The sequence below is a fragment of the Streptomyces sp. NBC_01716 genome (assembly GCF_036248275.1).
Taxonomy (GTDB): Bacteria; Actinomycetota; Actinomycetes; order Streptomycetales; family Streptomycetaceae; genus Streptomyces.
On the sequence record NZ_CP109181.1, the window covers coordinates 5,013,138 to 5,025,922 of the forward strand.

Consider the following 12,785-nt stretch of genomic DNA (forward strand, 5'->3'; position numbering starts at 1 on the left):
CTGATGAAGGCCGACGGCCGGGGTCTGCCGCCACTTAGGGTGTAGTACTACACATGGAGTGGTGTCAACAGAGAAGGTGTGACCGCCCCGATGCGACAGAACCTGGCCCGTCGTTCCGCGCTCGTCGACGCCGCCATCGAAGTGCTCGCCCGTGAGGGGGCCCGTGGGCTGACCTTCCGGGCCGTCGACGCCGAGGCCGGCGTACCCAAGGGGACGGCGTCCAACTACTTCACCAGCCGGGACGAACTGCTCAACCAGGTCGGCCACCGTATCTACGAGCGGCTGATCCCGGACGACGCCGCCGCCGCGAGGATGCTCGCCGGGCCCAACACGCGGGAGCGGACGGCGGAGTTGGTACGGCTGGTGGTGGAGCGGGTCGCCGCGTTCCGGACCGGGTTTCTCGCTCTGCTCGAACTGCGGCTGGAGGCCACCCGGCGGCCCGAGCTGCGTGCCGTACTGACCGCGCGCGTGGCCGAGGACGTCGAGGAGAACGTCAGGAACCATCTGGCGTCCGGGCTCCCCGGTGACGCCGACGCGGTCAAGATGATCTATCTGGCCGTCAACTGGCTGGTGGTGGAGCGGCTCACGCTGCCCGGTGTCTTCTCGGAGGAGGAGGCCGAGCGGCTGATCGGCGGCCTCGTGGAGCGGGTGCTGCCGTCCGGTCCGTGAGGCGTCCCTGAGAGATCCGTGAGACGGGAGCGCCGGCGGGGATCAGTTGTCTGATCCGCCGCCGGCGTGACAGGACGGAGGGAAGGGCACGCCCGCACCGTGCCCCGTGGGCGCGGCTACTTCGCCGGTTTCTTGCCCGTGATGCCCAGATGGACCAACAAGGAGAGGTTCGGCTTCAGTTCGGCCTGCTTCACACCCCAGGTCTGGAAGCCCTTCTGATGCCCGGCCACGGCGGCGAGCATGACGACCAGTGAGCCGGCCATCGCGGCGGGGTTGACGTCCTTGTCGACCCTGCCTTTGGACTGGAGCTCCTTCACGGAATCCGTAAGGGAGTTGGTGACCGAACTCAAGATCTTCATGCGGATCTTGTAGAACCGCTTGTCGCCCTCGGCGGCGCCGAGATCGATGACCCTGAGGATCGCGTCGTTCTTGCGCCAGAAGTCGAGGAATCCCTCCACGAGTTCTTCCGCGGTCTGGCGTCCTGCTTTACCGGCCCAGGAGCGGCCGGAGACCAAGTCGGTCAATCCGGCACCCTCCTTGGCCATTTCCTCGGCGATCTCAAGGACAGCGCCCTCGACGTCCGGGAAGTACTGATAGAAGGTCGCGGGTGAAGTGCCTGCCTTCCGGGCCACGTCGATGACTTTGACGTCCCGATATGGCGAGGTGCTGAGCATCTCGCTGAGGCAGTCGAGCAGCTTCTGCCGCGTCGCCTGGCCGCGCCGACCGGCCACACGGCCGTCGACGGTACGTACTTGTCCTGTCATGCCGTCAGCTTACCGAGGGGTGATCGGAGCGCGATTCGGCCGACTGCAAATGGGGATCCGGCCGCTGATCGCGGGGGGTCGGAAGTGGGCCGGAAGTGGGCCGGAAGGAAGCCGGAAGAGGGCGGGAAGAGGTTCGGCCGGAGCCCCGTGACCAGGAATAGTGTTATCAACAGCCTGTGGACAACCGTGGTGGACAACTCAATGCGCACAAGCCCTCACGGGGAGACAATTAGTCAATTGTTCGATTTGTCCCGCCCTGCGCCCGCCGGAATGCGCCATTAGCGTGGCCGGAAGGTGCACCCCTGGGCGGTGCGCACACGCAGGAAGGATCCGGGCTCATGGCCGCATTCGCGGAAGGCACGCCCTGCTGGGTGGATGTGTCGCTTCCCGACGTCCAGGCGGGCAAGCGTTTCTACGGCGAGCTGTTCGGCTGGACATTCGGCGCGGACGGCGGTGCGGCATACGGGTACTACACGAATGCTTTCAGTGACGGAAAGCGAGTGGCCGCTCTCGCCGCGAAGCAGGACGGGCGTATGCCGACCGCCTGGGGCGTCTATTTCGCGACATCGGACGCCACCGCGCTCAGTTCGCGAATCAAGGAGGCCGGCGGCGGAATGGTGCGGGATCCGACGTCTGTGGGGCCGTACGGCACGATGGCGCAGGGTGTCGATCCCGGCGGCGCGGTCTTCGGCGTCTGGCAGCCCGGCGCGTACTCCGGGTTCGAAAAGCAGGGTGAGCCCGGATCTTTCTGCTGGACAGAGGTCTATACGAGGGACAAGGAGAGCGTCGACCTCTTCTACGAGTCGGTATTCGGCTTCCTCGGGAAGGATCTCCCGGACGAACCGGCCGACTTCCGCACCTGGTCCCCGGCGGGATCCGAGCCGGGCACCGACAGCGCGATCGGCGGGCGAAGTGTCATCACCGAGGCATTTCCCAAGGAGATGCCGGGGCATTTCCTCGTTTACTTCTCCGTGGCGGACTGCGACGAGACGGTCGCCGAGACCGTACGGCTGGGAGGCCGGATCAGGGAGTCCGCCGCCGACACCCCGTACGGCCGGATCGCCGTCCTCGCGGACAACCAGGGCGCGGTGTTCGCCGTTCTGGCGGAGCCGGCCGCGGCGTAGAGCCCGACCGCTCTGTGAGACAACTCCCGCGCCGGGAAGCGGAAGCAACCCGGCTTGGCCGGTACGCGTCACGACTCATACGGACGTGATACTCACTCCGTAGGAGGCTGTTCGCTCATTTCCTGTCCGAATCGGGGTGAGACACCCCGATCCGCCCCCGGGTTCGCAACCAACGCGCCAGACAGGAAGAATCAGGGGGCAGGGGGCCGTACCTTGGTGGCCCGTACGGGGAGGTGGCAGGCAAGTGGAGCAGCTGACGCAGCACGATCCGAGACGCATCGGGCCCTTCGAGGTGCTCGGACGCCTCGGAGCCGGCGGCATGGGTCTCGTCTATCTCGCGCGATCGGCCTCGGGCCGGCGCGTGGCGATCAAGACGGTGCGCACCGAGCTCGCCGAGGACCAGCTGTTCCGCGTCCGGTTCACCCGCGAGGTGGAGGCCGCCCGCGCGGTCAGCGGCTTCTACACGGCCGCCGTGGTCGACGCCGACCCCCGGGCCGCCGTGCCGTGGCTCGCGACCGCCTATGTGCCCGCGCCCTCGCTCGAAGAGATGGTCAACCGGTGCGGGCCGCTGCCCGCGCAGGGCGTGCGCTGGCTGGCCGCCGGTATCGCCGAGGCGCTCCAGTCCATCCACGGCGAAGGCCTGGTCCACCGTGACCTCAAGCCGTCGAACGTGCTGGTGGTGGAGGACGGGCCGCGCGTCATCGACTTCGGTATCGCGTCCGGCGTCTCCAACACCCGGCTGACCATGACCAACGTGGCCGTCGGCACCCCGGCGTACATGTCGCCCGAGCAGGCGCGCGACTCCCGCAGCGTCACGGGCGCCAGCGACGTATTCTCGCTCGGCTCCACCCTCGTCTTCGCCGCCACCGGGCACGCGCCGTTCCACGGGGCCAACCCCGTCGAGACGGTCTTCATGCTGCTGCGCGAGGGCCCGAATCTGGAGGGGCTGCCCGAGGAGCTGCGCCCGCTCATCGAGTCGTGCATGCAGATGGACGCCACCCAGCGCCCGTCACCCGCCGATCTCCAGTCGCAGCTCGCGCCGCATCTGTTCGCCTCCGGCAGCGACGACAGCGGTACGGCTTCGGCCTGGCTGCCCGCGTCCGCCACCGAGATGATCGAGGAACGGCGGGGCGGCGGGCGCGTCAACGCGGCGGCTGCCGCCGCTGCCGCGCGTCCGCCCGTACCGCCGCCGCCGTCCCACCAGCCGCCGCCGCCCGCGCACTCGCCCGACTGGGATTCCGCGTGGCGCCGCGACGGCGACGGGCAGGGCGGGCAGGGCGGTCATGGCGGCAATCAGGGCGGTCATGGCGCAGGTCAGGGGCACGCCGGTCAGGGGCAGCAGGGCGGTGGCCGGGGCGGCGCCCCCGTGCCCGCGGCTGCCGTACCGGGCCCCGGCGGTCCCGTCAGGCTCTCCGGCTCCCCGGTCCCGATCGGCCCGGGCCCCCGCGCCGCCGACCGCCGTGGCGCCGGCGCCGCATCCGCCGACGCGGGACCGGCCACCGGCTGGATCCGCCCGCCCGCCGGGCTGACAACCGGGCTGCCCGGCGGCGAGCTGCCTCCCACCAGCGCCCTCCAGGCCCCCGCCGGGGCGCCGATGACCGCACCGGCGCCCGTCCCCGACGGCGGCGCGGCCCCCGGCCGCTGGCGGCCCTGGCGCTTCCGGATGTCCAACGACGTCTGGGGCACCCCCGTCGTCGACGGCGATCTGCTCTACGTCACGTCGTTCGAGGTGCACGCGCTGGACGTCGGCAGCGGTCGCCGGCAGTTCAAGACCCGCGACGTTGCCTGGGCGATGGCCGTCGCCGGAGGCCGTATCCACGCCTCCGACGGCCCCACGCTGTACGCGCTCGACGGCACGGACGGCACCGAGCGCTGGCGGCTCCAGACCGACGCGTGGGTGTACTCACTCAAGACCGACCGGGGCACCGTCGTCACCGGTACGCGCGGCGGCGGGGTCCAGGCGTGGGAGGCGTCCAACGGCGAGAAGCTGTGGGAAGTCAGCGGCGCCCAGACCGACTTCGAGACACCGGAGGCCGGGCCCGCGATCTTCGACGGCACGGTGTACGTATGGCAGAACGCCCGTCTCAGGGCGCTCGACGCGCGCACCGGCAGCGAGCGCTGGTCGTACCCCATCGGCGACGGCGCGTCCTGCGGTGGCGTACCGATTCGCCTGGTGCCCGCGCCGGACGGCTGCGTCTACGTCTCCGCCGGCACCCGCGTGCTGTCGATCGACATCGCGAGCGGGCATGTGCGCTGGCACTTCGAGGCGCCCGCGGTCTTCCTCTCGCCGCCCGCCTTCGCGCCGGGCCCCGCCGTGACCGGTGGCGGCGTGTATCTCGCGGACTATCTCGGCACGGTGTACGCGCTGGACGCCACCACCGGCAAGGACCGCTGGCGCATCGCCACCGAGGCCCGCCAGTCGCTCGAACCGGTCCTGGTCACGGCCGGGAACGTACACGTGGGCAGCGGCAGCGCGCTCTACACGCTCGACGCGGTGGCCGGTACGCCCAAGTGGCGCTTCGCGGCGGGCGGCGAGGTCGTCGGTGCCCCCGTCGTGGCCGACGGCAGACTGCACTTCGGCTCGGCCGACCATGTCCTTTACACGCTGGACGCCGGCGGGGGACAGCTCCGCTGGAAGCTGGCGACGGGCGGCGAGATCACGGGCTCGCCGGTGGCACGCGGGGGAGTGGTGTACGCGTGCAGCAAGGACCGCTGTGTGTACGCGCTGGACGCGATCAAGGGGACGGCCACGGGCCGCGGCAATCGCTGACCCGCCAACTCCCTCACCGCTGACCCGCCAACTCCCTCACCGGCGGCGGCCGGTGTCGTCCGGTGGCGGCGGTGCCCACGGTTGCTCCCTGGTGTCCCAGGTCTGCCGCTCGGGCGGCCAGGCGTGCGCCTCGGTGCTCCCCGCCGCGGGTGGGCCGGCGGGCCGCTGCTCCCCGTAGGACTCGTGCGGTTCGTACGTCTCGTACGGCTCGTACGTTTCATTGGGCTCGTACGGCTCGTACGGCTCGTACGGCCGCTGTTCCACGTCCCTGTACTGCTCCCGCCCCATGTACCGATGACCGCCGCGGCCGTCTCCGCGGTGCCGCCGGCCGCTCATCACCGCCGCCGCGATCAGCAGCAGCGCCCCTCCGCCCAGCGCGGCGAGGACGCCGAGACCGATGCCGTTTCCGTCGCCGTCCAGCGTCAGGCTCCCGGTGTCCTGTCCCTGCCGCACCATCCACAGGACGGTGAACCCGAGCACGATCAGCCCGGAGAGCGCCACCAGCAGCCGTGAACGCAGCACCAGTCCCACAAGGGTGACCAGAGCGGCGAAAACGAGCGGCAGAAACAGTGAGACCCACAGGTCGGAACTGGTGCCGGTGATGCCGTTGAACAGGTCCTCGACGCGGTAGTCCCGGCCGTGCCGGCCGTTGTACCAGGCCTGGAACGGGCTCGCCACGGCCCCGGCGGCACCGATGACGGCGAGGACCGACCCGATGATGTTGCGGACCATCGCCGGCCTCCTTGGATGAGCGTGCAGAGCACAACTTTCCAATTTCGACGCTACGCCCGGGAACCAGGGGCCGCCAGATTTGGTCCCGTGCAGGGAGCCCGCTCACATCCTGCTAGGGTGACATGCGCTCGACAAAAGGGCGCTAATCATGACGAACCACACCATTTTCAACGGGGGTTGAAGTGAAGATCCGCCATGTCCGCGCGATAGCCGTCTTCGGCATCGCCATCGTCGCGCTGACCGGCGCACGCGGCTCCAGCGGCGGCGGCTGTTCCAGCAGCAGCTCAAGCAGCGGTAGCAGCGGAGGCAGCCACTCGGACAGTGACTACGACGACGATTACGACAGCGGCTCGTCGGGCTCCTCCACGACCGGGGGCTCCGTGACGGGCGGCAGTACGGCCGACGCCGGCCGCGATCTCACCATTGACAGCTGCAAGTACGACACCGCCCGCGGCTTCGTCGCCGAGGTCACCGCCAACAACAGCGGTTCCGTGGAGTACTCGTACTCGTTCACGGTCGACTTCACCGACTCGGCCGGCGCGACGGTCGGCAACACCGTCGGCAGCATCCCGGACGTCCTCGCGGGCGGGACGAAGACCATCGAGGTCACCGCGGTGGACCTGTCCAACGACGACGGCGCGTCCGGCGGCGAGTGCAAGGTCGACAACGTCGTCCGCCTCGCCACCTGAGACCGGGACCCTGGGACCGGGACCTGAGAAGCGGGAAAAGACAGAAGAACGACGGTCGGCGGGGCCCCCTGAACGGTCCCGACTGCCGTCGTTCTTCTGTCTTTTCGCGCCCCCTGGACCGGGTGGCCCCTGGCTCAGCCGCCCCCAGCCGGCTGAGCACGGCCGCGGCGGCTCCCCTCCCCCGCCGCCGCGACCGTCACCCGGTCCTGCCCCGTCCTGCCCGGCCGTTACTTGGGCGGTGCGGGCGTGTGGTGGTCACCCAGCGTCGTGGCGTTGTCCTTCGGAGGCGCCGGTGTGTGGTGGTCGCCCTGCGTCGTCGTGGTGTCCTTCGGAGGCGCGGGCGTGTGGTGGTCGCCCTGCGTCGTCGGCTCGTCCGCGTTCTTCTCGTTGCTGCTCATTCTTTCGCCCCTTGGGGTTGCCCTGCGTATGAACCGAAGGCGGCCTTCTGCCCGGATACTCCCCCGAGGTCGCCGGGCAGAAGGCCTGGGGGACCTCCCACATCCCTGGGGAAGTGGTGGTCCCAAGTGACCCGTCTGCCCCCCGAGGCGACGGATCGAATATGCACTGGAGCATGCCGAACGAGCATAAACATTCGATGAACGCCCAGGCCGGGCACCCCGTACGTCATCGGACACCCCACCGGAACAACCCGTCTCGCGCCAAAAGCCGCGGGCCGCGCCGGGTTCGGGCGCTACTTCGAAGACACGGCCTACGCCGCGCTGAGCGGGGCGTCGAGCAACTCCCGTACCTCTTCCGCCTCCACCGCGCCCGACCCCTCGTGCAGCGCCAGCGCCTCGCGCCAGCACACCCGCGCCCGGTCCGCCTGTCCCAGATTCTCCAGCGCCTTGCCCAGCGTGATGAGGACGTTGGCCCGGGTCCTGTCGCCGCCGATGCAGCCGATCGCGAGCGCCTGTTCGGCGTGCTGCGCGGCGGCGGCCGTCCGACGGGCCGCCAGATGGGCCTGGGCGATGCGGAAGTGGGTGGTGCCCTCCCAGAGCCGCTGCCGGTTCGCCCCGAACCGGTCGAGCGCCTGCGCGAGTTGCTCCAGCGCATCCCGGTTGCGACCGGCGTGGGTGAGCGCGACGCCAAGCGCGTAGCGGGCGTTGGCGAGCCGCAGCGTGTGCCCGATGCTGTCGTAGACCTCGACGCCCTGCTCGGCCAGCGCGATGGCCCGTGACGTACGGCCGAGGGCGAGCTGGATGCGCGAGAGGTTGCACAGGGCGCTCGCCTCTCCGGGGCGGTTGCCGTCGGCTCGGGAGCCTTCCATCGCCTTGAACAGATGCGCCTCGGCGTCCTTGAACCGGCCCTGGTTGAAGGCGATGATGCCCCGGTCGTTGTCCGACCAGTAGACCGGCGCCGGGTCCTGTACGGACTCCGCCAGCGCCGCCGCCTGCTGGGCCTCCTCGTCCGCGTCCTCGTAACGGCCCGCCACCAGATGGACGTTGGTCATCGAGGTCCGCGCCCGCCCCTCCGTACGGGCGTCGCCCGCCTCGCGCGCCGCCGCGAGCGCCGAACGGGCCGCCGTCTCGTACGACTTGGAGTTGGCGCCCGACTCGGCGAGGTCCTGCGCCGCCCACAACAGATCGACGGCGGCCCGCAGCCTGGCCCCGCCCGCCGCCTGCCGGGCGCACGCCAGCAGGCAGTCCGCCTCCGCGTACAGCCAGTCCTGCGCCTCGTTCCGGTCGGTGAAGACCAGACCGTCGTACGCCGTCGGCTCCAGATGGTCCTTGAGCCGGTCGCCCGGCCGCTCGATGCTGAACACCCGTGCCACGGTCGCCAGATAGAAGTCCAGCAGCCGGGAGAGCGCCAGGTCGATCCCGGTGGGCGGCTGCTCGTCACGGTCCGCGCAGGCACGCGCGTAGAGCCGGACCAGATCGTGGTAGCGGTAGCGGCCCGGCGCCGCCGACTCGACCAGTGAGGTGTCCACCAGGGACTCCAGCACGTCCTCGGTCTTGTGGAGCGGCAGATCGAGCACGGCGGCGGCAGCCGCCAGCGAGATGTCCGGCCCGTCAGCCAGCCCCAGCAGCCGGAACGCGCGGGCCTGGGCCGGCTCCAACTGGCCGTAGCCGAGCTCGAAGGTCGCCTTCACCGCCAGGTCGCCCGCCTGGAGTTCGTCCAGCCGCCGGCGCTCGTCGGCGAGCTTCGCCGCCAGCACCGAGACCGTCCAGGTGCGGCGCGAGGCCAGCCGGGAGGCGGCGATCCGGATGGCGAGCGGCAGGAATCCACAGGCGGCGACCACGTCCAGCGCGGCCTCACGCTCGGAGTTGACGCGCTCCTCACCGACTATGCGGGTGAAGAGCTGGAGCGCCTCCTCCGGCGACATCACGTCCAGGTCGACCAGATGGGCGCCCTCCAGATCGACCATCCGGACCCGGCTGGTGACGAGCGCGGCGCAGCCCTCCGTACCGGGCAGCAGCGGGCGTACCTGCGCGGCGTCGCGCGCGTTGTCGAGCAGGATCAGGACGCGGCGGCCGTCCAGCGCCGAGCGGTACAGCGCGGAGCGTTCGTCCAGGGAGTCCGGGATCGCCGAGTCGGGGGTGCCGAGCGCCCGCAGGAACGAGCCGAGCACCGCCTCCGGTTCGGCGAAGCGCGCACCCGCGCCCTGGAGGTCGACGTACAACTGGCCGTCGGGGAACCGCGGTCGGGCCGCGTGCGCGACATGCACGGCGAGCGTCGTCTTGCCCACACCGCCGATACCGGCGAGCGCGGAGACCGCCATCACCGAACCCTCGGTGCTCGCGAGCAGCCTGCCCAGCTCCCGTACGAACAGCTCCCGGCCGGTGAAGTCCGGCACCGTGGCGGGAAGTTGGGCGGGCCGGGTGAAGGCGGCGACCGGTGCGGCATCCTCCACCGGGCAGGCCAGTTCGGCGTCCGCCTGGAGGATGCGGTGCTGGAGCCTGGCGAGTTCGGGACGTGGGTCCACACCGAGTTCGTCGGCGAGGAGGCGGCGCGTGTCCGCGTACACGGCCAGTGCCTCGGCCTGCCTGCCGCTGCGGTAGAGGGCGAGCATGAGCAGCTCGCGCAGACGCTCGCGCAGCGGCTGCGCGGCGGTCAGGGCGGTGAGTTCGGAGACGGCCTCCGCGTGCCTGCCCAGTTCCAGGTCGATGTCCAGGCGGCCTTCCACGAGTTGGAGGCGCCACTCGTCGAGCCGGGCGCGCTCGGTCTCCGCGTACGGACCGGGGACCGACGCCAGCGGCTCACCGTCCCAGAGGCCCAGCGCCTTGTTGATCAGCACGCGTGCCTGCTGGCGGTCCCCCGCCGTCCGCTCCTTCTCGGCGGCGGCGGCCAGCTCCTGAGCCATCGTCAGGTCCAGCGCGTCGGGTCTGGTGCGCAGGGCATAGCCGCCGGACTCGCTGACCAGGACACCGGGGAGGATCTTGCGCAGGCGGGAGGCGTACGTCCGGACGGCGGCGAGCGCCTGCGAGGGGGCTGACTCGCCCCAGATCGCGTCGATCAGTTCGCCGGCGGTGGCGGTACGGCCCTCGCGCAGGAGCAGGGCGGCGAGCAGCGCGCGCTGCTGGGGCGAACCGGAGGGCAGCGGTTCGCCGCCGCGCCAGGCGCGTACGGGGCCGAGCACGCCGAAGCGCAGCTCGGTGTCGGGTGTGGGTGCGGGTGCGGCCGGAGCTCGCTGCTCCGGTACGCGCGGCCCGTTGTCACGGTCCATAGCTTCCCCTGCCCCCGAACTGCCGGTATCGCCCCCGACAGTCTGCCTTGTCCGGAGTGGTGGCGTCAGCCTTGGGCGGGGGTCTGCACAAGCCCTCGACACGGTAAAGGACGCGACCCCCCTGGGTAAATCCAGATCCGGACAGCCCATCGGTCACATCTGCGCGCCGGCATCCGTCAGGGCAGTGAGAGCGCCACTGAGTGCGCCGGCGAACGCGCCGGTGACGGAGGCAGGGAAGTCTTGAGGAGACGGTCATGGAGGCACGTTCGATCACCGAGGTGGCACCGAAGGGTCCGCGGCTGGCTGAGGACCCGTCGGAGCTGGTCCCCGAACTCGCGGAGGTGTCGGCGGCGTTGTTCAAGGCCGTCGCCAACGGCTCCGTACCGCGCAGGACGATCAGCCTGGTCCACCTGCGCGCGGGCCAGATCGTGGCCAGCACCTATCTGACCGTTCTGCACACGGGTTTCCTGCGGAAGGCCGGGGCGTCGGACGAGCAGATCACCTCGGTGGCGTCCTGGCGGGACTCGCCGTACTTCGACAGCGCCGAGCGTGCCGCGCCGGCGCTCGTGGAAGCGGTGCTCCAGCCGTCCGCGGACGGTGAGCGCGTCTCCGACGAGCTCTACGCGCTGGCGGCCGAGCAGTACGAGCCCAGGGCGCTCGCGACGCTGATGAACGCCATCGGGCAGGTCGGCTTCTTCATCCCCATCGCGCGGATCGCCAAGCCGGTGGCCGGCCGGTCCTTCACGGATCCCTGGCAGTGAGTCCGCCGGCCCCTCGCCCCCTTGCGCCGGGGGCGGGGGGCCGACCGGACCTCAGGCTCAACTGCCGCCCAGGAAGACCGGGTTCGTCAGCGCCACGAAGTTGCCGGGCAGGCCCGGGACCGTGGGCGGGCGGCGTACCTCGGCGCGTACGTACGTCGCGTACTCGGCCGTCGTACGCCACTCCACCGTGCCCGCGCCCGACGCGCCCAACTCCGCGGTGTGCAGGGTCCCCTGATCGGTGACGATGCGCGCCGAACTGCCCGCCGGGGCGCCGGTGACCTCCAGACGTACCGTCACCGGGTCGTCGTCGTTCACCCGCAGCCGCTCGCCGATGCCCGCGTGCCGGCCGCGACCGCCCGAGGCGCCGAAGGCCAGGGACACCGCTGACGACTCCGCGATGTAGCTCCGGCCCGCGCGGATGCCGGCCAGGATCGCCTTGCGGGACAGGTCGTCGGCGAGGACGACCGTCTGCGGGGTCCCGATCGGGTCGGGGTCGCGGTGCGCGTCGCTGCTGCCCATCGCCGGGGTCCAGAGGCGTCCCGAACGGGCCGACGACACCAGGGTGTTGTCCCAGGAAGCGAGGGCCACCTCGTCGTCCGGGGTGAACGGGCCGTTCCACACCTCGACCGCGTCGGCGTCGCCGAAACCGAACTTCCAGTTGCAGCCGATGCACGTGGCGTGCGGGTGCGCGGGCACGACCAGACCGCCGGCCCTCCGTACCTCGCGGGCGTAGTGCCCGAAGCGGTTGTCGCGGGCGCGGTAGCGCCAGTCGACGAACGTGCCCGCGTCCATGCCGATGGCCACGACGTGGCCGTTGCGGGTGGTGATCTCCTCACCGGTGAGGACGAGCAGGTCGTCGCCCCACAGCCCGTCCCACGCGGCGTGCGCGGACGAGGTGTTGTGCTCGCTGGTGTTGATGAAGTCCAGCCCGGCGGCACGCGCGCCCGCCGCGATCTCGGCGGGGGTGCGCCGGCCGTCCGAGTGCACGGAGTGAAGGTGACAGTCGCCCCGGTACCAGGCGCGCCCGCGCCCCTTGGCGCGCTCCGGCGGATGGACGGGGCGTACGGTGCGGCCGGGTTCGCCGTACGTGAGGGTGATCGTGACCTCGTACGGGAGACCTTCGGGCGCGACGGTGTACGGGCCCAGCGCGATGTGCCACTTCCCGGGCCGCACCGGGCCGGGCAGATAGCCGGGGGTCGCCTCGTCGGCGCGGATGAAGAACTCCGTACGCGCGCCGCCGGACCAGCCCCGGAAGCCCTCGCCGCCGAGGTCGGTGCCGCGCTCGTCGAAGATGCCGATGTCGAGGGCGTTGCCCTGGGTACCGGCGGGGACGGCCGGCCGCTGGTAGGTGTACGCGACGCGGATCTCACGGACGCCGCGGGGGACGTCGACGGGCAGATGGACGAAGTCGGGGGAGCCGGTCGGCAGGGTGCCGCGGACGGTCTTGCTCTCCGTGGAGCCGGAGGCACCGCCGCTGCCGCTCCCTGGTGCGGCGTTCGCGAAGCTCACGCTGCCCAACGTAAGGGCCGCGGCGGCCCCGGTCACGAGCAGACCGCGTCTGCCCATCGCGTGTTCCGTGTGGTCGTTACACATGCGGACGGCTCCCCAGGGT

Annotated in this window: 10 protein-coding genes; 5 read left to right on the plus strand and 5 right to left on the minus strand. The window is 71.2% G+C overall.

Translation table 11 applies throughout. From position 1 onward, the window contains the following. Window positions 1-90: 90 nt before the first annotated feature. Window positions 91-669 carry a TetR/AcrR family transcriptional regulator gene (locus OIE74_RS22130; RefSeq protein ID WP_329386321.1) on the plus strand — a complete coding sequence of 193 codons (579 nt, stop codon included), beginning with the start codon at window positions 91-93 and terminating at the stop codon, window positions 667-669. A gap of 116 nt (window positions 670-785) precedes the next feature. Here OIE74_RS22130 and OIE74_RS22135 read toward each other — a convergent pair whose 3' ends face one another. Next, window positions 786-1,433 carry a TetR family transcriptional regulator gene (locus OIE74_RS22135; RefSeq protein ID WP_329386323.1) on the minus strand — a complete coding sequence of 216 codons (648 nt, stop codon included), beginning with the start codon at window positions 1,431-1,433 and terminating at the stop codon, window positions 786-788. A gap of 338 nt (window positions 1,434-1,771) precedes the next feature. Between OIE74_RS22135 and OIE74_RS22140 the strand changes: the two genes are divergently transcribed. Continuing rightward, window positions 1,772-2,557: a VOC family protein gene (locus OIE74_RS22140; RefSeq protein ID WP_329386325.1), complete on the plus strand. Its 786-nt coding sequence runs from the start codon at window positions 1,772-1,774 to the stop codon at window positions 2,555-2,557. 244 nt (window positions 2,558-2,801) lie between these two features. Next, window positions 2,802-5,327 carry an outer membrane protein assembly factor BamB family protein gene (locus tag OIE74_RS22145; protein WP_329386327.1) on the plus strand — a complete coding sequence of 842 codons (2,526 nt, stop codon included), beginning with the start codon at window positions 2,802-2,804 and terminating at the stop codon, window positions 5,325-5,327. Window positions 5,328-5,363: 36 nt separating this feature from the next. Here the strand turns inward: OIE74_RS22145 and OIE74_RS22150 are convergent, their stop codons facing one another. Then, window positions 5,364-6,059: a hypothetical protein gene (locus OIE74_RS22150; RefSeq protein ID WP_329386329.1), complete on the minus strand. Its 696-nt coding sequence runs from the start codon at window positions 6,057-6,059 to the stop codon at window positions 5,364-5,366. 182 nt (window positions 6,060-6,241) lie between these two features. Here OIE74_RS22150 and OIE74_RS22155 point away from each other — a divergent pair, with 182 nt between their 5' ends. Further along, complete coding sequence (locus OIE74_RS22155; protein ID WP_329386330.1) at window positions 6,242-6,748, plus strand: hypothetical protein; 507 nt, start codon at window positions 6,242-6,244, stop codon at window positions 6,746-6,748. A 227-nt stretch (window positions 6,749-6,975) separates the two neighbouring features. On the opposite strand, the gene OIE74_RS22160 is transcribed toward OIE74_RS22155, so the two are convergent. Next, window positions 6,976-7,146, minus strand: coding sequence for a sigma-like protein (locus tag OIE74_RS22160; protein ID WP_329386332.1), 171 nt, complete (start codon window positions 7,144-7,146; stop codon window positions 6,976-6,978). 311 nt (window positions 7,147-7,457) lie between these two features. Continuing rightward, a complete protein-coding gene (locus OIE74_RS22165; RefSeq protein ID WP_329386333.1) occupies window positions 7,458-10,412 on the minus strand; it encodes an AfsR/SARP family transcriptional regulator in 2,955 nt (984 codons plus the stop codon). A gap of 254 nt (window positions 10,413-10,666) precedes the next feature. On the opposite strand from OIE74_RS22165, the gene OIE74_RS22170 reads away from it, so the two are divergent. Then, on the plus strand, window positions 10,667-11,173 hold the full coding sequence (locus OIE74_RS22170) for a carboxymuconolactone decarboxylase family protein (protein WP_329386335.1): 507 nt from the start codon (window positions 10,667-10,669) through the stop codon (window positions 11,171-11,173). Window positions 11,174-11,230: 57 nt separating this feature from the next. Here OIE74_RS22170 and OIE74_RS22175 read toward each other — a convergent pair whose 3' ends face one another. Next, complete coding sequence (locus OIE74_RS22175) at window positions 11,231-12,766, minus strand: CehA/McbA family metallohydrolase (RefSeq protein ID WP_329386338.1); 1,536 nt, start codon at window positions 12,764-12,766, stop codon at window positions 11,231-11,233. Window positions 12,767-12,785 lie beyond the last annotated feature (19 nt).

Bases quoted from the DNA above. Each gene is read 5' to 3' on its own strand.
- OIE74_RS22130 (WP_329386321.1), top strand. From the start codon at position 91: ATGCGACAGAACCTGGCCCGTCGTTCCGCGCTCGTCGACGCCGCCATC.
- OIE74_RS22135 (WP_329386323.1), bottom strand. From the start codon at position 1,433: ATGACAGGACAAGTACGTACCGTCGACGGCCGTGTGGCCGGTCGGCGC.
- OIE74_RS22140 (WP_329386325.1), top strand. From the start codon at position 1,772: ATGGCCGCATTCGCGGAAGGCACGCCCTGCTGGGTGGATGTGTCGCTT.
- OIE74_RS22150 (WP_329386329.1), bottom strand. From the start codon at position 6,059: ATGGTCCGCAACATCATCGGGTCGGTCCTCGCCGTCATCGGTGCCGCC.
- OIE74_RS22160 (WP_329386332.1), bottom strand. From the start codon at position 7,146: ATGAGCAGCAACGAGAAGAACGCGGACGAGCCGACGACGCAGGGCGAC.
- OIE74_RS22165 (WP_329386333.1), bottom strand. From the start codon at position 10,412: ATGGACCGTGACAACGGGCCGCGCGTACCGGAGCAGCGAGCTCCGGCC.
- OIE74_RS22170 (WP_329386335.1), top strand. From the start codon at position 10,667: ATGGAGGCACGTTCGATCACCGAGGTGGCACCGAAGGGTCCGCGGCTG.
- OIE74_RS22175 (WP_329386338.1), bottom strand. From the start codon at position 12,766: ATGTGTAACGACCACACGGAACACGCGATGGGCAGACGCGGTCTGCTC.